Genomic DNA, 20565 nt, shown 5'->3' with positions numbered 1-20565 from the left:
TTGCAGGGACGGATAAAATCCGTCCCTGCATTTTGCTTCTTTATAAGACACGGACTGCCAAAGGCAGCCCCTACAGCTAAGGGCTAACGGCTAAAGGCTTAATAAATTGTTGACGTCCGTCGAAAAAAGTGGTATAATCAGTAGGCATGAAAATTTGGAAGGACGGTTTTATGGAGAAGGTCTGGAAGTTTATAAAGGCGCAGCCCGTACTGGTCATCGCATTCATACTGGCAGTGGCTACAATGTTTATCGTGCCACCCGACAAGGAGTACATGGGCTACTGCAACAGGACAGTGCTTATTGAGCTTTTCGCGCTTATGGCAGCTGTAGCAGGGCTGCGGAGTATAGGCATATTTGATGCGGCAACGCGGTTCATACTGCAAAAAACGGGTAACATACGCAAGCTTGGAGCAGTAATGATACTCATATGCTTTTTCAGTGCCATGCTGGTCACCAACGATGTGGCGCTCATTACGTTCGTACCCCTGACCATGCTTATCTACAGCGGGATAGACGACGACAGGAGCCTTATACTGACAATAGTTCTTGAATCAGCGGCAGCCAATCTGGGCAGCATGATGACGCCCGTAGGCAATCCTCAGAATCTTTTCCTCTATGATAAATACGGACTTACAGCTATGACCTTCATCAGGACCATGCTTCCTGTAGGAGCACTGGGACTTGCGCTTGTGCTGCTTATGACGCTGTTTCTGCCTAAGGATAAATGCGAAGCTCCCAAGCGCACGGACAAGAAGATACCTGTCATAAAGACTGCCGTATATTTCGGAGTATTTTTACTGTGCATAGCAGCTGTATTCAGGCTCGTACCCGACTGGGTTTGTCTTATAGCCGCAATAGCGGCTGCGCTGATTTGCGACGTGAAGCTGCTTCTTAAAGTGGATTACATACTTCTTGCCACCTTTGTGTGCTTCTTTGTCTTTGTGGGAAATATCGCCCGTGTGGGAGCTGTCAGCGACTTCTTTTCCAATATACTCACAGGCAGGGAGCTTATAGTCTCTGCGCTGCTGTCACAGCTCATTAGCAACGTGCCTGCGGCTGTGATGCTTGCAGAGTTTACGGATAACGGCACACAGCTTCTTCTCGGTGTGGACATAGGCGGCTTCGGAACTATCATAGCGTCCATGGCAAGCCTCATCGCATTCCAGATATACCGCGGCTCGGAGAGGGCTCACACGGGACGTTATATGAAGGTATTTACACTGGTCAACATTACGCTTCTGGTGATCCTGCTTGGAACGCAGCTCCTGATAGCTCATATTTAACAGTATCTGACGGGAAACTCAAAGGGTTTCCCGTTTTTTTGATTTTTTTTTTGTTAAAGGCTTGACAAATATGTTGTTAATGTGTATAATGTATATATACATTCGCGTGGCAAAAAATGGTGTGTAATAATTGACATTTGCCGCGGTATGATGTATAATTAGTATTGCTGTATATGATATTTATATGTGGCAATAATTATTGGAGGATGAAAATGCAGAAAAAACACAAGCTGCTCTCGCTCTTGCTTGCGGGAATGCTGTCAGTGAATGTCTGCGGCTGCACTATGCAGGCTAATGATGATTCGTCAGGCAGCAGTAAAACAGAAGCAGGGGATTCTGACGGAGCAAAAGACGAAAAATCCGACGGGGAAAAGTCGGACAGCAAGGATACGGAAAGACGCCCTCAGGACGACTTTTACGACTACATCAACTATGATGCGCTGATGAACATGGAGATACCATACGGTGAATCGGCTGCATCACGTTTTGCAGGTGAAAGTGTCAACGATGTCATTGAGGACATGATAAAGGAAATAGGAAATTCCAATGAGAAATTTCCTGACGGTTCCAACGAACAGCTTATCCATGACCTTTACAGGCAGGCTATTGACTACAAGGAATGCGATGCCGTTGTAAACGAGATAATGGGCAACTGCGACAGGATACTTGCCGCCAAGGATATTCAGGAGCTCTTTGTGATATGGGGCGACCTTGTCCGCAACTACGGTGCTCAGTCTGTGTTCAATTTCAATATTGCAAGAGACTACCATGACGGAACACGCTACTGTATCGAGCTTTACAGCCTTGATACTTTCCTTGGCACCTCTATGAAGAAGATCAAGGAGCTTTCAAAGAACTGTACTGCCGCAAACAATATTGCAAGGGATATGCACAGAGTAATGGGCGATGACTATGAGACTGCCGACGAAAAGGGCAAGCAGATGGTATATCTTGCTATAGATATTGCCAACGCCACAGATACCGAGAACAGCATGACTCTTGAAAAGATGATCGCAACAGAAAAGACCTCCTTTGCTGATCTTGACAGCATAATGAGCAATGTTGACGGCTCTGTTGTGGAGATGTTCATCGGCGACGTAATAAACAAGACTGACGGTGTATACATATACGATCCCGACCAGCTCAAGGCTATCAACGATCTTATAACCGATGAAAACCTTGAAAAATGGCGGTCATATATCTTCGCGTCCTATTTAAAGGAAATGGGCGCATATATCCCCGAGAGCAACGATATTCTCAGGGACTATAATCCCGAGAGCAAGGAAGCTGAAGATAAGCTTGCAGCAATGATAGTGCAAATGAATCTCGGCACTGCTGTCAGCGAGCTCTATGCAGAGCGTTATTATACTCCCGAGCTTGACAAGGGGATACATGACCTTTTCGATGAGATCATAGACAGCTACGACGACCTTATCAACAAGGCTGACTGGCTTACTGCCGATACAAGAAAGCATCTTTTGAAGAAGCTTCACGGTATAAGACTTCTTACCACACCTACTCCACATAAGCAGGATCCAAAGGACGCAAAACTCATAGGAGCTGATCTTTATGAAACTACTATCAATATAATGAAAAAGAAAACTGCTGACAAGATCGCCAAGCTTCCCGAAAAGGTAAGCCTTGACGAGGTGGATATGTCTGCGGCTGATTTCAATGCACAGTACCTGCCCACCAACTGCATAAATATCACAGTTGCTATCATGCAGAAGCCCATGTTTGATCCAAACGGTGACAATGCCGAGAATCTCGGTGCTCTCGGAAGCATAGTTGGACATGAGATAGGTCATGCTTTTGACTCTACCTGCATAAACTACGATCCCGACGGAAAGTACGACCCGAGCTGGATAAACGAGGCCGATAAACAGGTGCTGAAGGAGCGTGCAGATGCACTTTCAAAGTATTACAGCAACTATACCATTATGGAGGTCTACCACGTAGACGGCGAGCTTACCAACGGCGAGAACTATGCCGACCTCAGCGGTATCGAATGTGTTACAAATCTCATCGATGACGAGGAGGAGCTGAAAAAGCTCTTCAAGAGCTATGCTGAGTCATGGTGTACACTGGAAGTTGATACCGATGCTATCTCCATGCTGAAGCTTGATCCCCACAGTCCTGCCAAGACCAGAGTAAATGCTGTACTTGCCTCAAACAAGAAGTTCAATGAGGTGTACGATCTGAAAGAGGGCGACGGAATGTATGTTGCTCCCGAGGAAAGGGTAAGCAGGTGGTAAGCGATGAGACTGATATTCAAGCATTTATTCAAGAATATATGGGCGCATAAGCTCAGAACGTTCCTGCTCATACTCATCATTGCTATATGCAGCTTTACTGCTATGATAAGCTTTGATATAAGCGGCTCCCTCAACGGAATGATAAAGAGCGTAGTTTCCAATACACTGGGAACGGCTGATATTGAGGTAGAGACCAAATCACCTGTAGACGACAGCTTTGCAGACGGCGCTCCCGACTGCAATGTGCTGAAAATGTCTGTAATGGCAAGCGCTTTTGACAGACACATAGACTTCGACAGCTCATATGTAAACCGTTCACAGCTTACTGTATTCGGACTTGATCCCGAAACAGCCAAGAAGATGAATCTTCTCCTTGGTGATACCAAGCTTGGTGATAAGAAGGCTGCTATTGCAGAAAGCTTTGCAGAGGAATTCGGATACAAGGTGGGCGACAAGATAGTATTCCACGGCGAGCAGGACAAGCCTGTGGAATTTACAGTAGGAAGCATCGAGAAGAAGCAGGGTATCTTCAATAACGGCGAGCTTGCTGTTATCAGCCTTGAGGATATGAAGGAGCTCACCCTCAGCGGCGAGCTTGAAATAACAGACGTCCTCATCGATGTCAAGGACGACAGCAAGGTCGACGACGCCGAGAAGTTCTTCAAGGAGAAGTATCCTACAGCAGAAGTGACCAATTTCCTTGAGAGCAAGGAGGTCAAGGACGCTATCAAGAGCGTAACGAGATTATTCTTGGTTCTCTTTGCGGTATGTATGCTTCTTGTAATATTCGTTACTATCTCCGTATCGGAGCGTATGATCGTGGATAAGATGTCAGTGGTAGGAACATTCCGAAGCCTCGGTATCTCTTCCAAAAAGACCACCTTTGCACTCATGTTCGAGAACGCGATGTACGGTCTGCTGGGAAGTATCATCGGCGTACTCATATACTGCCTTATCAAGAAGCCTTTCTTTGACAATGCATTTGTTATAGGCGACGCAGACGCTATCAAGCCCCCTGTTGAGATGCCAAAGGCTTACATTGTCGCAGCAGTTATCATCGGCGCGATGCTTATTGAGTGTCTGTGCCCCATAAAGGAAGCTATAAAGGCTATAAAGACTCCTATCCGTGATATCATATTCAACACAAAGGAAACGGAATACCGTCCAAGCAAGATATTTACAGTACTGGGCGTTATACTCCTTGCAGTTGCAGTTGTCTCTTTCTTCTTCAAGGACAGCTTTGTACTCAATATGACCTGCTTTGTATGCTTCATTGCAGGCGTTGCCATGCTTTTCAACTATGTGGAGCGTTTCATTGCCAAGCTTCTTGCAGGACTGTTTGAAAAGCTTGGTTTCCCCATTGCCCACCTTGCAGCAGTAGAAGCGGGCAACAAAAAGAGCACCGTAGGAAGCTCGGTACTCTGTGTAACAGCTGCTGCACTTGCTATCGTAATCTACATTTTCTCGAATTCACTTGCTTCCATGTACGACCATGCAGCTTTCAAGTGTGATGTTATATGTGCGCTTGGCGGCTGCAAATCGGACATGGTATCCTACGTTGAGCAGCTTGACGGCGCTGAAAAGGTAGAGTTCTTCTACTACACCCTTGATAACCTGAAGCTGAACGACGAGGAAGTTGACTGCTATGTATACGGCTTTAACGATGAAGCAGAGCTTCTCTCGGCATACGATGTGGACGTTGACCACCTTGAAAAGGACGAGGTCTGCATAGACAGGATGCTAATGAGGAAGTACGGCTTCAACGAGGGCGACAGGATAAAGATAACCTTTTCCGTAAAGGGCTATCTCCCCATAGAGAGAGAGTTCACCATAAAGGCAAAAGTCAAGATAGACTATATGGCAGCAACAGGCAATTCCGTTATCGTAAGCGAGGAAGTGTACAAGGAATTATACAATGATTTCCCGGGATTTATGCTTGTAAAGGGCGATGACCCCAAGGCTCTCAAAAAGACCATACAGGATCATTCTGCTGATTTTGTTCAGGTAGCGTACACCAAGAGTGAATACGACCTTAATATGGCTCTCGCAAGAGCGTCAATATCATTGATACTCAATGTGCTCATAATAATAGGCGTTGGACTTACCTTCATCGGCGTAGTGAGCAACCAGCTTATCGGACTTGAGGGAAGAAAGCGTGAGTGCGCAGTAATGACCTCAGTTGCTATGCCGCGAAAGAAGCTTTCAAAAATGTTCCTTATCGAGAATATGATCTCAGCGGGAGCAGCCCTATTTTTCGCGGTGCCTGTGGGAATGTTCATGTCCTATATATTCGGAAGGATAATGGACGTACTGGGACAGGTAATGCCGCTGCAGATACCTGCTGCGAAGTGCGTGATCTATGCTATATTCCTCTTTGGCATATTCACACTGGTATCACTTTTCCCAATAAGAGCACTGAAGAAAATGGACGTAGTTTCACAGCTGAAATACGAATAAAGGAGAGAGTACAATGGCTAATGTAATAGAAGTAAATAATGTATATAAAGCATTCGGCAAGGGCGAGAGCATGACAAAGGTATTGTCGGGTGCCTCCCTCAGCGTAGGCAAGGGCGAGTTCGTATCACTTATGGGTGCATCGGGAAGCGGTAAATCAACGCTTCTTTACCTCATAGGCGGACTTGACAGATACTTCAACGGCAATATCAATGTATGCGGATACGACATTGCAAAGATGAAGGAGAAAGACCTTTCAAAGATGAGACTTGACAAGATAGGTTTTATTTTCCAGTTCTACAATCTTGTTCAGAATCTGAACGTTGAGGACAATATCCTGCTTCCGTCAAGTGTAAAGGGCAAGAGCAAGGCTGAGATGAAAGCTCAGCTTGACGAGATACTCCGCATCACAGGACTTACAGAAAAGCGCAAGGCAAAGCCCTCAGAGCTTTCGGGCGGTCAGCAGCAGAGAGTTGCTATCGCAAGAGCAGTTATCGGCAATCCCGAGATAATACTTGCAGACGAGCCCACAGGTAACCTTGACTCAAATGCAGGCGCAGAGATAATGAAGCTGTTCTCTGAGATAAACAAGCAGAAGGGTATAACTATCCTACAGGTAACACATTCCCACAAGTGCGCATCATACGGTGACAGAGTTGTTGAACTCGTAAACGGCAGGACCGATATGCAGGAGGCTGAGGCAGCTGCCGCAGCACCAGCACAGACAGCTGCGCCGGTACAGGAAGCAGCTGACTCACAGTAAATACATAAAAGAAAGGACACTCTCGGGTGTCCTTTTTTATCTGTAATTCTTGAAGTACAAGCCTCCGAAGAGGCTGAACATAAGCTTTGTGAGGAAGGCTACGTCCGCCTTGCTGCCCTGAAGTACATAGTTCTTGGCAATACTGTTCATGCCGCTGGCTATGAAGTCAACGATGAATACACGGTCGTCGTCGGAAACGTCACCGATGAAATGCTCACATTCAAGGAGAGAGCGGTACTGCACATCATAGAGAAAATGTATCATGTCGTTTCGCACAAGGAGCTCGATGATATGGCTGTTAGCCACTATGTATCTGCTGTAGCCCTCGCAGAATGAGCGAAATGCCGCCGAATGACAGGAGGGAGAACTCTCGTCGGGAAGAAAGCAGCAGTTATGGCTGAGCTCATATATCACCACGTTTTCCTTTGTGCCGAAAAGGGAGTAGAACGTCTGACGGGAGACCTGAGCTTCGCGGCAGAGGTCGCTGACGCTTATATCATTGAATGGCATTGACTCGAGAAGCCGCAGAAGCGCATCGGAAATAAGCTTCTGAGACAACAGAGCGGATTTATTGCTGCCTTTATACATGGACAAAATACCTCGCTTTGTAAAAGTTGACGTGACCTCCTTGACAAATGTCAAAGACTATGATAATATTATAACAACGGGCTGGACATTTGTCAAGCCCTGAATAAAAAAACGGAGGTCAAAGTATGGCACAGGTTACAAAGGAAACAAAGATAGGCGAGCTTCTCCAGCTTGACAAGGACGTATCACCAATTCTTTTCAGTATCGGTATGCACTGCCTCGGATGTCCTGCATCACAGGGCGAATCAATTGAGGAAGCTGCAATGGTTCACGGAGTAAACGCAGACGAGCTTGTAAACGCTATCAATCAGAAGCTTGCTGAATAATATCAGATAAAATCAATGGCACCCTTTCGGGTGCCATTTTTCGTTTATGGAGCTGCGATATTGTGGTCATATACCAGCAGTGTGAATTCAGTTCCGTTGATGTTTCTCTGAGCGGTGCGTATGGGTTCGTTATTGATCGGGAAGTCAGAGAGATTCATCTGTTCAAGTTCATAGCTTGAAAGGAGCAGGAAGTATTCAGCCTGCTGCGGGTCAGTAACGTACCATGTCTTTGATGACTGATAAGGACGCATGAACACGCCTCTTTCGCTTACATCAACGTCGCTTACCTTGATGCTCTCGCCTGTGATAACAGTTACCGAGTTAGCGTTCCAGAATGTGGCGTAGCCCTTTGAAACGCCCTCGTCCTCGAGGAAGTCAGCAAGCATATACTGAGTTGAGCGCTTGTATTCGTCCTTCTTCATCTTTCTGACGTCATTGCAGTGGAGATAGCCTGCCATAAAGATAGGAACGAAGAGGATAACGGTTATCCTTGAAATGTCTGCATTTTTGGTGATGGACCAGCAGAGGAAGAGTATGCTCACTATGAGGGAAGTGCCTATCATAGGGATTATACGCCAGTCTGCTGCGGCGAGAACGCCGAATACATAGCCCATGATATTTACGGCTGTAACAGCCCAGTGCATCCATATCCATATACGGAGCATCTTTGCTCTTCTGTCGGTGCCAAGCTTCTTGTAATTGCAGGTAGCGATTATTGGGATAACAGCAATGAGTATGGAAGCCATGAGGAATATCATGTTTGGGATACCCTCTTCGCTGGCAAACTTGACATACTGTAAGCTCTTGACGCCAAGGAGTCTCATCCATGCGAACGGCAGATTATGGAAGTGCTCCAGCCATTCCTCCATGGGAGAGAAGTTTGAGTTGGCTTCCTGATAGCCTGCTGTCATGTCACCGAGGAGCTTGTTGTTTATCATGTTTCCGATGACAGCCATAATGAGGAAAACGATACATCTGAAAGCAACAAGAGCAGTCTTGCCGCTGAGGATCTTGTACTTTGTGTTCACGAACTGCTCGGCGAAGATAGCTCCTGCGAATGGGAGAGCGAACAGTGTGAAGCCTGTAATGCCGTCCATACCTGTAAAGAGGACGAACAGGCAGATACAGAGGAAGATGATGAGCTTGTGGATAACAGTCTTTTTATTGTTCTTTCCCTCTTTTTTCAGAGCTATGGACTTTCCTCTCACGGTGAGGAAGCGGAAGTACATGAACGCGCCTATTACAAGGAAAAGGATACCGAGACTGTAGTATATGGTATGTCCCCAGAATATCTCTCTCATTTTCTGAGTGGAGAGTGTTATGGAGAGGAATATGCCCGTGCCCACAAGGGATATGGGATAGCTGCCTGTTACCTCATGTATCATGAATACGAGGAATATCGTCAGCAGTAGGAAGAAGCACATCATACCAATGATATGTGCAGTCATGGACAGTCCGAAGAAATGGAGCAGGGGAACCATGATAGTGCTTGTACTGAACGGCAGGAAGCAGGCGTAGCTGAACTCCTTATCGTACATATGACCGCTTTCCGCAGTGGCATTAGCCCACATGATAGTATCTGTGCAGTCGGCGTGGAACTCTGCCTTTGAAGCTGTGGTGACATAGTAGGTCGTTATCCATACAGCTCCGATGAAGATGACTGCGGCAACTACCCAGATGATTATCTTGCTGAGCAGGTCAAAATGATACTTCTCGCGTATGGAAACAGGAGCTTCCTCTGCTTTTTCACTTTCGTCAGCTTTTTCGGAAGTGTTGCCGTTTTCTTCTGTTTTTTCAGCAGCTTCGTCAGCAGCTTTTGCTTCCTCGGCTTCGGTATTATCATCGGAGTCCTCGGTAAGGTCCAGCACGTTTTCTGTAGCTTCTGCTGCATTTTCTGTAAGGTCAATAGTATCCGCAGCAGCTTCTTTTGCGGCTTCAACAGTCTCGGCAGCCTCTGCTTTGACCTCCTCAGCCGTTTCGGAAGCCTTTTTAACAGCCTCTGAGGCAGACTCTGCGGCACTGTTAGTGTTTTTCTTTGACATTGTTTTCAGCTCCTTTAAGTAGCTTAGAATTATAAGGGCGGATATTATCCGCCCTTAAATTTTATTTTTCTTCCTTTTTTGTGTAAAGGAGAATCTTTCTTGCGAAGAAATTCCAGAGGAATGATACCGCAGTTGAAACTATCTTTGCGATCATCTGATAAGCGCTTGTCTTGTCCTCAAGCCATACCTTGAAGCCCCATGTTATCACCATGGTGAGAAGAAGTCCCACAACGCCGATAGCAGCGAAGCCGAGGAATTCCACCAGTTTATTCTTGACATTTGAGGTCTTGAATATCCAGAATGTGCTTATGAGGTAGTTGACAACGAGACCTGCGACGAATGAGAGGGAATTGGCTGCAACAGCAAATCTCTCACCGAAAACGAACTTAAAGAGTACGAATGAGAGTCCCCAGTCAACAACAGTGGCAAGTCCGCCGACGAAAAGATAGCGGAAGAACTGTATCAGCGTATTATCAGTATCACCCACAAACAGCTTCTTGAACTGCTTGTCGCGGAATATCTGCTTAATCTCGTCCATTACTTCTGCTTCTCCTCGTGGTATTCCTTTTCGGTATTAACGTTCCAGATAGCAGACTTGTCGGAGCTGCCGCTCTTGATAGCCTTTACAGCCTCGAATGAAGTAACCATTGAGTGGTCGATGTTGTTGTATCTGTGCTGACCGTTACGTCCTACACAGTAGAGGTTGGGGATAGTATCAAGGTAGCTGATGAGCTTGTCCATTTCCTCGTATGTGTCGAAGTAAGCAGGATAAGCCTTCTTTACCTTTTCCATGTGGGTATCGATTACCTCGTCTGCGCTGTCGATAAGACCAAGCTTTACCATTTCCTTTACGCAGAAGTCTGAGAACTGTTCCTCAGTCATGTTCCAGAACTTGTCACCCTCTGTTACGAAGTACTCAAGACCTAGCCATACGGTATGACCGAGATCCTTTACCATGTAAGGAGACCAGTTGTTATAGATCTGGAAACGACCCATTTTAACACGTCTGTCCTGAACGTATACCCAGCAGTCAGGCACGATATTGCCGACGGTCTTCATAGTGGTCTTGTTCTTGAGCTTGAGCTTTGGAACGAGAACACCGAGGGTCATATAATCACGGTAGGGAAGACCTGCTGCGATGCGTGAAGCGTCCTCGGGAACGTCGTTCATGCCTGCAACAAGATCCTTGACAGGCATTGAGGAGATAACGCAGTCGCCGCTGAGCTCTACCTCCTGACCGTCCTTGATATAAGTAACTCCTGTGAGAACATTGTCTGAGTTCTTGTGGAGCTTCTTTACAGCAGCCTCCATGATGATGTGACCGCCAAGCTTCTGTACCTCATCGGCTGTAACCTCCCAGAGCTGTCCGGGACCAAGCTTAGGGTACTTGAACTCCTCGATAAGGGAAGTATTTACCTTACGGTTCTTTACCTTGAAGAGCTTTCCGAAGAAGTCCTTGATGATGCCTACGATAGACAGACCCTTTGTACGCTGAGCGCCCCATGAAGCGTCGATCTCGCTGGGGTGTCTGCCCCAGAGGTTCTCGGTGTAGTACTCGAAGAACATTGAGTAGAGCTCCTTACCGAAGCAGTTGATGTAGAAGTTTTCAAGATTAGTTTCGGGACGCTTGTGGATAGCAGCCTTCAGGTAGCTGAAGCCTACCTTCATAGTTGTAAGGAAACCGAAGTTCTTGATAGTTTCGGGCTTCAGTGATACAGGGTAATCGTAGAACTTATCGTTGAAAAGGATACGGGAAACTCTGCGTCTCTTGAGCATTACGCGGTTTTCCTTCTGAGGGTCGGGGCCGCCTGCTTCAACGTTTACATGTCTCTTGAGATATTTGTCGTCCGATGAAGGCGAGCCCTGCATTGGGAGCATCTCGCTCCACCACTGATTTACCTCGGGTATCTTGGAGAAGAAGCGGTGACCGCCCATATCCATACGGTTGCCCTTGTAGTTTACAGTTTTGGAGATACCGCCGATAGCGGTAGTTTCCTCGAGGACGGTGACGTCGTACTCGCCCGAGCCGTCTCTGAGAAGCTCATATGCAGCAGTAAGACCTGCAGGTCCTGCGCCGATGATAATGACTTTTTTCATGATGTATTACCTTTTCCCTTCCACGGAGCGGAAAGCTCCGAAAAATGCTTTATAATAATTAGACGTATGCTGTGAATAAATCTCTCACATCAGCGAGAAATTTTTATTTTTTACTCAAATAAGTAAAAATAGCCATACTATAAAATACATTATACCATATATAAAAATAATAATCAAGTGAAACAATGAAATTTTGCAATATAAAATCAATTACAGTGCATGTCTGACAAAAACGAACAGTTAATTTTGTACGTCTGTACGAAAATCAGCCTTTAGCCAATAGCCGTTAGCCCTTAGCTTGTAGGGGCGAACAGTGTTCGCCCGCTTGATTCATAATTGTATGGGCGGCGTTCCGCCGCCCGTGTATGCCTTACGCAATAAATAACATGAAAGCTCTGCAGGGCTGCCTTACATTAAAATTAGCATTAACATGATACGTTTTGTAGTGGCAAAAAAACGGACGGATAAGCTCCGTCCGTTGATATATTATTTCTCAGTGCAGAATTCGACCTTTTCGCCGTTGAGTATCATGTTTGTAGTTCTTACAGCACACATCTTGCCGCACATTGAGCAGGTGTGTCTGTCGGCGGGGGGAGTGCTCTCGAAGTAAGCCCTTGCTTTTTCGCCGTCAACAGCTATCTCGAACATCTTCTCCCAGTCAACTTCGTGACGTGCCTCAGCCATAGCGTTGTCGCGGTCTGTGGCGTGGGGGATCCCCTTTGCGATATCAGCAGCATGAGCAGCGATAAGGCTTGCGATGATCCCCTCCTTAACGTCATTGGTATCGGGAAGACGGAGATGCTCCGCAGGGGTAACATAGCAGAGGAAGTCTGCACCGCTGGCAGCAGCTATAGCTCCGCCGATAGCAGATGTGATATGGTCGTATCCGGGGAATATGTCGGTAACAAGAGGTCCGAGTACGTAGAAAGGAGCATTGTGGCAGATACGCTTCTGTATCTTCATGTTAGCAGCTATCTCGTTCATAGCCATATGTCCGGGACCCTCTACCATTACCTGAACGTCCTTTTCCCATGCTCTTGTGGTGAGAGCGCCAAGCTCGATGAGCTCGGAGATCTGACCTGCGTCTGTGGAGTCGTCGATACAGCCGGGACGGAGAGCGTCACCGAGGGAGATGGTGCAGTCATACTCGCGCAGAATGTCCAGCACCTCATCGTAATGCTCGTAGAATGGGTTCTCGTTGCCTGTCATCATCATCCATGCAAAGAGCAGGGAGCCGCCGCGTGAAACGATGTTCATTTTGCGTCCCTCTCTGCGGAAAGCCTCAACAGCACGGCGGTTGATGCCTGCGTGGATAGTCATGAAATCAACGCCCTCCTCTGCGTGAGCACGGACAACTCTGAGGAAGTCCTCAGCGGTTATTTCAAGGAGGTCCTTTTCAAGGTAGCCGATAGCGTCGTACATAGGAACAGTTCCTATCATAGCGGGGGACTTCTCGATAAGAGCCTTGCGGAATGTGTTGGTCTTGCCGTAGTTGGACAGGTCCATGATAGCCTCAGCACCGAATTTCAGCGCCATATCTACCTTTTCCATTTCCACGTCGTAGTTCTTTGCGTCGCCTGAGATACCCAGGTTCACGTTTATCTTTGTGCGCATTTTGGTACCGATACCCTCGGGGGATATGGATTTGTGATTGATATTGCAGGGGATACAAACCTCTCCCTTTGCAACCAGAGCGCGAAGCTCCTCAGCGCCGATATATTCCTTCTTAGCGACAATTTCCATTTCGGGAGTGATTATGCCCTTTTTAGCCGCTTCCATCTGTGTATGATAATTTCTCATTATATTTCTCCTGTTAAGTAGTTATTCTGTTTTTGCTTTCAGTGATTTTGTATTGCCTGCAAATATCTTCTTTGCAGCAACGCATAATACAATAGTTACAGCCATATCGGGGAGAGTATTTCCCACGGGGATATCCTTTGTCATAAGGAATCTGTACAGCGCAAAGCCCAGTACCCATACGATACAGCTTATTACGTCAAAGCTCTTGTCGGAGCTGTCCTTTTTGAGTATGAAGTAGTCCGCTATCTGAACAGCTATCATGGGAGCAAATACCGAGCCGATAAGATAGAGGAAGTTTGTGATGTCGTCCATGGGGAAGAGTATGGCTCCGGCAGTACCTATAACGGCAGCCGCAACAGCCACCCATTTGCCCTTGAGCTTGGCAAATATGGATTCGCCCGAGATACCTGCAGAGTATGCGTCAAGGAATGTAGTTGTAACAGTTGAGAATACAACGATAAGAAGTCCTGCAATGCCGAGACCTGCCTTAACCATTATCTGAGCGATGTCGGATTCGGCAGTGAATATAGCCGCACCCATGCCGATGGCATACATCCAGCAGCTTATGATACCGTAGACTAAAGCGCTGACAGCTGTAGCAGCCACAGGCTTTTCGGCTTCTCTTGTGTAGTCGCTGATAAGGGGCAGCCATGAAAGCGGCATTGCTACGGAAAGCTCAACAGCTGCGCCGAAGCTCATGCTCTCCTCGGATATGGGGAGCTCGCTGCCGTCAAAGAAGATGACCTTACAGAGAATGAGGGTTAGTATGAAAAGTGCAGCCATTGCAACAGTGTTTATTTTTCCGAGGTTCTTGATACCGATGAGTATCCAGAGTATGATGAGTCCGCCTATAACAAGGCTCCACACCCATTTTCCTGCGCCGAAAATGCCGTTTGCGGCAAGTGCACCGTCGTATATCATGATAGCAGTCCAGCCAACGAGCTGAAGCACGTTGAGTATAGAGAAGAAGATACCGCCCTTGCTGCCGAAGCTCATTTTAACGGTCTCCATAGCACTTCTGCGGGCTTTTCCACCGATAAGACCTGCAAGGAAAAGCATAGCGCAGCCGATGATGTGACCGGTTATAACAGCGAGAAGTCCCTTGCCGAAGCCGAGAGGTGCGAAATAAGTACCTGTGATTATCTCGGCAATGGAAACACCTGCGCCGAACCAGATAAGTCCGTTTTCATAAACGGAAGTGCGTTTCTGTTCCATTATTCCGCCTCCTTTGCGAACTCTCCCGAGAGAGCGAAGGCGTGATTCATTGGACCGCTGCCCTTACCGAGGTCAAGCATTGCTGCGAGAGCCCCCGAGATGTAGTCCTTTGCGCGTTCCACGGACTTCTCAAGAGTGAAGCCCTTTGCAAGATTGGAAGCGATAGCGCTTGACAGGGTACAGCCCGTACCGTGGGTATTTGGGTTATCTATGCGCTTGCCGTTGAACCATTTTTTGCTGCCGCTGTTCCAGAGCAGGTCGTTAGCGTCACTGAGGCTGTGACCGCCCTTGCAGAGCACGGCGCAGCTGTATTTCTCGCCGATGATCTGAGCAGCCTTTACCATGTCGTCCTGTGAGGTTATCTTCATATCCGCAAGTATCTCAGCCTCGGGGATATTGGGGGTTACGACAGTCGCAATGAGAAGGAGCTCGGCTTTTAGAGTTTCCACGGCCTCGTCGGCAATGAGCTTTGCGCCGCTTGTAGCCACCATAACGGGGTCCACAACGATGTTCTCCGCCTTGTATTCGCGGAGCTTTGCAGCGATAGTTTTTATAAGCTTGTCAGAGGATACCATGCCTGTCTTTACTGCGTCGGGACGAATGTCCGCAAACACAGCGTCAAGCTGCATGGCTAAGAATTCAGGCGTTACCTCCATAATACCTGTTACGCCGGTCGTGTTCTGTGCGGTGAGAGCGGTTATCGCGCTCATAGCGAAAACACCATTCATGGTCATGGTCTTCATGTCCGCCTGAATGCCGGCGCCTCCGCAGGAGTCGCTTCCTGCGATCGTTAATGCTGTTCTCATGTTCATTTCTCCTTTGCAGTGGTTTCGGGCTTATGCCCCAGCATTAATTTTGTATAGCGAGACAAGGTGGTGCCCCCGATGTCCCGCTTTGCAAAGCGAAGCTTTGCGAAGTTGAGAGTTGAGAATTGAGAGTTGAAAGTCAAATTGTAGGGGCTGCCTTTGGCAGTCCGCGAATTACGCATAAACTCCAAATGACACATTGTAGGGAACGCCGCCCTCGGCGTTCCTCAAGAAAACTCTCAACTTTTCAAGCGGAGCTTGAAAATAAAAAGGTGTGCCCGCAGAGAGACACACCTATCTTACATAAGTATTTCCCTACGTTGGCATTATCCAAATCAGGTAAGGTCGGAGTTATGAACTCCCTCTCAGCCTGTTACACAAGCTCCCTTTTTCGTGTCATATTATAGCACACTTTAATGCTGAATGCAAGCTTTTGGAGCCGATTTCGGGAGAATATTTTCAGGAGTTCGGGATAATGAATGAATGTTTACAAAATATACTTGATATGCAAGAAAAGTTTTGGTAAAATTATAGTATGAAATGCTGCGGTTACTCAGCAAATATACTTTTATATAATTGGAGGTATCTACTATGGACAAGAAAGCAATGTACAAAATAAGCTACGGACTATTCGTCGTTACAGCCAATCGTGACGGCAAGGATAACGGCTGTATCACAAATACCCTTGCGCAGGTGACTTCATCTCCCAACAGAGTGAGCCTTACTGTTGCAAAGACCAACTATACTCACGATATGATAATGGACACAGGAAAATTCACGGCTTCCGTAATAGGTACCGATGCTGACTTTTCGCTTTTCAAGCATTTCGGATTTCAGTCGGGACGCGACGTGGACAAGTTTGCGGACTTCACCGACTGCAAACGTGCTGAAAACGGCACTCTTATCATAACAAAGGGCACTAATGCTTTTATATCATGCTCTGTATGGCACAGCATCGACCTTGGCTCACATACAATGTTCATAGCCGATGTTACGGATATGGAAGTCCTCAGCGATACTCCTTCCGCAACCTATGAATACTACCAGAGCAATATCAAGCCAAAGCCCGAAGCAGTTGGAAAGACTCCCGACGGTCAGACCATATGGAGATGTGTTATCTGCGGCTATGAGTACGTTGGCGAGGAGCTGCCCGACGACTTTGTCTGTCCTATATGCAAGCACGGCAAGGCAGATTTTGAAAAGGTTACCAAGAATGACGCCGTACCCGTTGGCAAGACAGACAGCGGCGAGACTATATGGAGATGTACAGTCTGCGGCTATGAGTACATCGGCGACGAGCTCCCTGCGGACTTTGAATGTCCTCTCTGCGGAGTTGGTGCAGACCAGTTTGAGCTTATAAGCTCCGCACCAGCCAAGAGCAGCGGCGGCAACAAATATGCAGGCACAAAGACCGAGAAGAATCTTCTTGAAGCATTTGCAGGCGAATCGCAGGCGCGAAACAAGTACACATACTATGCTTCCGTTGCAAAGAAGAACGGTTACGAGCAGATAGCTGCACTGTTCCTGCAAACTGCCGAAAACGAAAAGGAACATGCAAAGCTGTGGTTCAAGGCGCTTGGCGGAATAGGTGATACTGCCGAGAATCTGCTCCATGCAGCCGAGGGCGAGAACTTCGAGTGGACTGACATGTATGAAAGAATGGCTAAGGAAGCCGACGAAGAGGGCTTCCACGACCTTGCGGAGCAGTTCCGCGGCGTAGGAGCTATCGAGAAGCATCATGAGGAGCGTTACCGCGCTCTGCTCCATAACGTTGAGGCTATGGAAGTGTTCAAAAAGAGCGGCGTTACCATGTGGGAGTGCCGAAACTGCGGACATATAGTAATAGGCACTGAGGCTCCCGAGGTATGTCCCGTATGCTTCCACCCGCAGAGCTATTTTGAGGTGCGCAGGGAAAACTATTGATGTGACATAATAATATGTAAGGGGATGTACATATGATCGTTTATTTTTCGGCAACAGGAAACAGCAAGTATGCGGCGCAGCGCATAGCTGACGCTCTCGGAGAAAAGACCATGTCTATCGAGGAGGGCTGCTGTGACATCACGCTTGAGGAGGACGAGTGCTTCGGCATAGTTACGCCTACTCACTGGTGGGCGCTGCCAATTCCTGTGAGAGCCTTTCTGAAAAAGCTCAGCTTAAAGAGAAGCGGCAGGCATTATGTCTTTGTTGCTTCAACCTACGGAACAACTCCGGGATGCAGCGGCGAGGAGACACGGCAGCTGCTGAAAGAAAAGGGGATAAGGCTGAGTGCGGCTTACAGCATAAAAATGCCCGACAACTGGACTGTTACCTTTGACCTGTCAGACCCTGCAAAGGTGGCAAAGCAGAATCAAAAGGCTGAGGTAAATATCGACAGGACTATTGCAAAGATACTGCACAGGAAAAAGGGCAACTACATGGCGCTGAAAACTCCATACATTATATATCCTTATACGGACAAGGTTTTTGCCAAGGTGAGAAGCACAAAGAACCTGACTGTTGAGGACAGCTGTATCGGCTGCGGTCTGTGCGCGGAAAAATGTCCCGTAAAGGCTATCAGGATAAGAGACGGCAAGCCTGTATGGGTCAGGGACAGATGCGCCCTGTGTTTCAGATGTATCCACCAATGTCCTAAGTTTGCTATCCAGTTCTGGAACGGCGCTACAAAAAAACACGGACAATACACTAATCCCAATGTGAAAATTTAAATTAAGAAAAAAGTCTGAAAAAATGAAAAAAGTCGTTTTTTCAGACTTTTTTATGCTCGGAAAAAGTTCTATTTTTCGGAATAAAACGGCAATATTATACTACATGTAATATAAATTAGTCGGACCTTCTGCTCGTTTGAACGGAAAATAGCCTAAAACTATGGCGGTTTTGTATAAAAACGAGCCCGCAAATGCCGTAATATACGTCGATTTGTCATTTTTTCGGAAATTTCTTGACAAATTGTTATAAAGGGTATATAATTCAATTGTAAAATCTATTTTATGGAGGATAAAACTATGACAAAGACCGAATTAATCAGTGCAGTTGCTGAAAAGGCAGACTTCACAAAGAAGAATGCAGAGACTGCTGTAAATGCTATCATTGCAACAATCACAGACGCTCTCGCAAGCGGTGAGAAGGTTTCAATCGTTGGCTTTGGTACTTTTGAAGTTCGTGACCGTAAGGCTAAGCAGGTTATCAACCCTCAGACAAAGAAGATGATGACTGCTCCTGCATCTAAGGCTCCTGCTTTCAAGGCTGGTCAGGCTCTCAAGAACGCTGTAAACAAGTAATTCAAGGAGGATACGATCATGCCGGAAAAGAAGACTGCAGAAAATAAAGTAGTTGAGACAGCTGCTGCTCCTGCTGAGGAGAAAAAGGCTGCTGCAAAGAAGGCTCCTGCTGCTAAGAAGCCTGCTGAGAAAAAGGCTGCTGCTGCTAAGAAGCCCGCTGAGAAAAAGGCTACAGCTGCTAAGAAGCCCGCTGAGAAGAAGGCTGCTGCTAAGAAGCCCGCTGCTAAGAAAACAGCTGCAGCTGCTGTAGACAGCAAGGTAGTTATTCAGGCTATGGGTTCAGAGGTAAACACAGCTGAGCTTATTGCAAAGGCTACAAAGGCTTCAGGCGCAAAGACTGTTAAGAAGGTCGACGTTTATGTAAGACCTGAGGTAAACAAGGTTTACTATGTTGTCAACGGCGATATTCTTGGCGATTTTGATCTTTTCTAAGAATTATGAAAGCTCCGCTGTATGCGGAGCTTTTTTTGTTGCACGAAAAGGCTCTCCGTGCGGAGAGCCTTTTTCTATATCATGACAGACTATTCGAGTCCGAGAAGCTTTTCCTGTATGAGCTGTGCGTCCTGTACTGTAACGCCTTCGCCGTTCAGATCGGCAAGACGCAGACCTCTTCCGCTTATCCTTGTATCTTCTGTTCCTTCAAGACCGTATCTGTTCGGATTGGAGAGAGACTGCATTACAAGCACAACGTCTGACATATCTACTGTTCCGTCGCAGTTGGCGTCGCCGTTTCCGAGGGCAGGCTTTACAACATAAAGATCGCCGAATTCCACATAGTTTGTGTCAGGGTCAACGCTGAGAGCTCCCGATACTATATCGCCCTCTATAATATTTTCGTCGATATCATAGTTCATGTACTTATAGGTTTTACTGTCAGCGGTGAAATCGCCCATGTCCTTTATGCATATCTTCTCGGCGCAGGTATAGGCGGTTATCTCTTTATTGTCTATCTGAATGAATCGGCTTTTTCTTTTGGGATCGTCGGTATAGATGACGAAGCTGACATCATAAGTATTTTTCACATCATGTATCACATCGGGAGTGTCAGGCTCGGAGAATCTAAGATCTCCGTCACGATCAATGAGAGTGACATAGTATTTATCGTTTTCAACGTAATAGGGCGGTTCGCCGTAAGTTGGGTCGTTGAAAAAGTACAGATCGCAGTCATTGCTTCCGAAATCTATGCAGTCATTATCGATACTGCCTATCTCATATTCGTGACGGGTAATTTGGCTGTAGCCTGATATAGCGTCTACGCGGGTGTATACGTCCTCGTCCACGTAAATTACAAGTCCGCTGAGATCGAGGTCGGACATGTGCTCAAAGGTACTGTAGACCCGCTTTGCAGGAGGAGTTTTTATGCCTGCGCATCGCTCTGTTGTAGTTATGATAGGGTAGTCTGAATAGTATTCGGCGTATCCTCTGCCAATGGCAGCAGCTGACGGCAGCTTTTTATTCGAGGTCTGTCCTGCAAAAGAAAAAGTCAGTGCGGCTGAAAGGAATATGGATAAGAGTTTTTGGGTGTTCATATGATACCTCCTTGAGCATTTATGTTTCAATTATTAGACGTTTGATGCTGTGATTTCTCTCGTTTTTTTATTTAGCTTTGTAGGAATAACTAAATGAGATGCAGTATATTACTCTGTAATTCACAT

At 46.8% G+C, this 20565-nt stretch carries 17 protein-coding genes and 1 riboswitch; of the genes, 9 read left to right on the top strand and 8 right to left on the bottom strand.

Features of this window, described 5'->3' with window-relative positions:
* Window positions 1-146 precede the first annotated feature (146 nt).
* The 4 genes from N774_RS0103825 (at window position 147) to N774_RS0103810 (ending at window position 6755) form a co-directional block, all read left to right on the top strand.
* Window positions 147-1283, top strand: a complete 1137-nt coding sequence (locus N774_RS0103825; protein ID WP_080770418.1) for an SLC13 family permease — start codon at window positions 147-149, stop codon at window positions 1281-1283.
* Window positions 1284-1495: 212 nt separating this feature from the next.
* Window positions 1496-3538 (top strand): M13 family metallopeptidase, encoded by a 2043-nt coding sequence (locus tag N774_RS0103820; protein WP_024859972.1) that lies wholly within the window; start codon window positions 1496-1498, stop codon window positions 3536-3538.
* 3 nt (window positions 3539-3541) lie between these two features.
* Window positions 3542-5995, top strand: a complete 2454-nt coding sequence (locus N774_RS0103815) for an ABC transporter permease (protein WP_024859971.1) — start codon at window positions 3542-3544, stop codon at window positions 5993-5995.
* Between the two features lie 13 nt (window positions 5996-6008).
* Complete coding sequence (locus tag N774_RS0103810; protein WP_024859970.1) at window positions 6009-6755, top strand: ABC transporter ATP-binding protein; 747 nt, start codon at window positions 6009-6011, stop codon at window positions 6753-6755.
* Between the two features lie 36 nt (window positions 6756-6791).
* Here the strand turns inward: N774_RS0103810 and N774_RS0103805 are convergent, their stop codons facing one another.
* Window positions 6792-7343 (bottom strand): TetR/AcrR family transcriptional regulator, encoded by a 552-nt coding sequence (locus tag N774_RS0103805; RefSeq protein ID WP_024859969.1) that lies wholly within the window; start codon window positions 7341-7343, stop codon window positions 6792-6794.
* A 125-nt stretch (window positions 7344-7468) separates the two neighbouring features.
* On the opposite strand from N774_RS0103805, the gene N774_RS0103800 reads away from it, so the two are divergent.
* A complete protein-coding gene (locus N774_RS0103800) occupies window positions 7469-7669 on the top strand; it encodes a DUF1858 domain-containing protein (RefSeq protein WP_024859968.1) in 201 nt (66 codons plus the stop codon).
* Window positions 7670-7713: 44 nt separating this feature from the next.
* On the opposite strand, the gene N774_RS0103795 is transcribed toward N774_RS0103800, so the two are convergent.
* From N774_RS0103795 to thiD, 6 genes are all read right to left on the bottom strand, one after another.
* On the bottom strand, window positions 7714-9711 hold the full coding sequence (locus tag N774_RS0103795) for a hypothetical protein (RefSeq protein WP_024859967.1): 1998 nt from the start codon (window positions 9709-9711) through the stop codon (window positions 7714-7716).
* A 61-nt stretch (window positions 9712-9772) separates the two neighbouring features.
* The gene (locus tag N774_RS0103790; RefSeq protein ID WP_024859966.1) at window positions 9773-10249 is read right to left on the bottom strand and encodes a GtrA family protein; all 477 of its coding nucleotides are present in this window, start codon (window positions 10247-10249) and stop codon (window positions 9773-9775) included.
* A complete protein-coding gene (locus tag N774_RS0103785; protein ID WP_024859965.1) occupies window positions 10249-11808 on the bottom strand; it encodes an NAD(P)/FAD-dependent oxidoreductase in 1560 nt (519 codons plus the stop codon). The genes N774_RS0103790 and N774_RS0103785 overlap by 1 nt, the downstream gene beginning before the upstream one ends.
* 486 nt (window positions 11809-12294) lie before the next feature.
* Window positions 12295-13608 (bottom strand): phosphomethylpyrimidine synthase ThiC, encoded by a 1314-nt coding sequence (gene thiC, locus N774_RS0103780; RefSeq protein ID WP_024859964.1) that lies wholly within the window; start codon window positions 13606-13608, stop codon window positions 12295-12297.
* A gap of 21 nt (window positions 13609-13629) precedes the next feature.
* Window positions 13630-14823, bottom strand: coding sequence for a putative hydroxymethylpyrimidine transporter CytX (gene cytX / locus N774_RS0103775; RefSeq protein ID WP_024859963.1), 1194 nt, complete (start codon window positions 14821-14823; stop codon window positions 13630-13632).
* On the bottom strand, window positions 14823-15629 hold the full coding sequence (thiD, locus tag N774_RS0103770) for a bifunctional hydroxymethylpyrimidine kinase/phosphomethylpyrimidine kinase (RefSeq protein ID WP_024859962.1): 807 nt from the start codon (window positions 15627-15629) through the stop codon (window positions 14823-14825). The genes cytX and thiD overlap by 1 nt, the downstream gene beginning before the upstream one ends.
* A 295-nt stretch (window positions 15630-15924) precedes the next feature.
* A riboswitch (TPP riboswitch) is annotated at window positions 15925-16028 on the bottom strand.
* A gap of 192 nt (window positions 16029-16220) precedes the next feature.
* On the opposite strand from thiD, the gene rbr reads away from it, so the two are divergent.
* The 4 genes from rbr (at window position 16221) to N774_RS18685 (ending at window position 19342) form a co-directional block, all read left to right on the top strand.
* Window positions 16221-17552, top strand: coding sequence for a rubrerythrin (gene rbr, locus N774_RS19915; RefSeq protein WP_024859961.1), 1332 nt, complete (start codon window positions 16221-16223; stop codon window positions 17550-17552).
* Between the two features lie 32 nt (window positions 17553-17584).
* Window positions 17585-18337, top strand: a complete 753-nt coding sequence (locus N774_RS0103760; protein ID WP_024859960.1) for an EFR1 family ferrodoxin — start codon at window positions 17585-17587, stop codon at window positions 18335-18337.
* Window positions 18338-18634: 297 nt separating this feature from the next.
* Window positions 18635-18910, top strand: a complete 276-nt coding sequence (locus N774_RS0103755; protein WP_024859959.1) for an HU family DNA-binding protein — start codon at window positions 18635-18637, stop codon at window positions 18908-18910.
* A gap of 18 nt (window positions 18911-18928) precedes the next feature.
* The gene (locus N774_RS18685; RefSeq protein ID WP_024859958.1) at window positions 18929-19342 is read left to right on the top strand and encodes a DUF6465 family protein; all 414 of its coding nucleotides are present in this window, start codon (window positions 18929-18931) and stop codon (window positions 19340-19342) included.
* Window positions 19343-19431: 89 nt separating this feature from the next.
* Here N774_RS18685 and N774_RS0103745 read toward each other — a convergent pair whose 3' ends face one another.
* Window positions 19432-20439 carry a dockerin type I repeat-containing protein gene (locus N774_RS0103745; RefSeq protein WP_024859957.1) on the bottom strand — a complete coding sequence of 336 codons (1008 nt, stop codon included), beginning with the start codon at window positions 20437-20439 and terminating at the stop codon, window positions 19432-19434.
* Window positions 20440-20565: the final 126 nt, after the last annotated feature.

This window comes from Ruminococcus flavefaciens AE3010 (genome assembly GCF_000526795.1).
GTDB lineage: Bacteria > Bacillota > Clostridia > Oscillospirales > Ruminococcaceae > Ruminococcus > Ruminococcus flavefaciens_D.
This window is presented reverse-complemented; position numbering and strand designations above follow the sequence as displayed.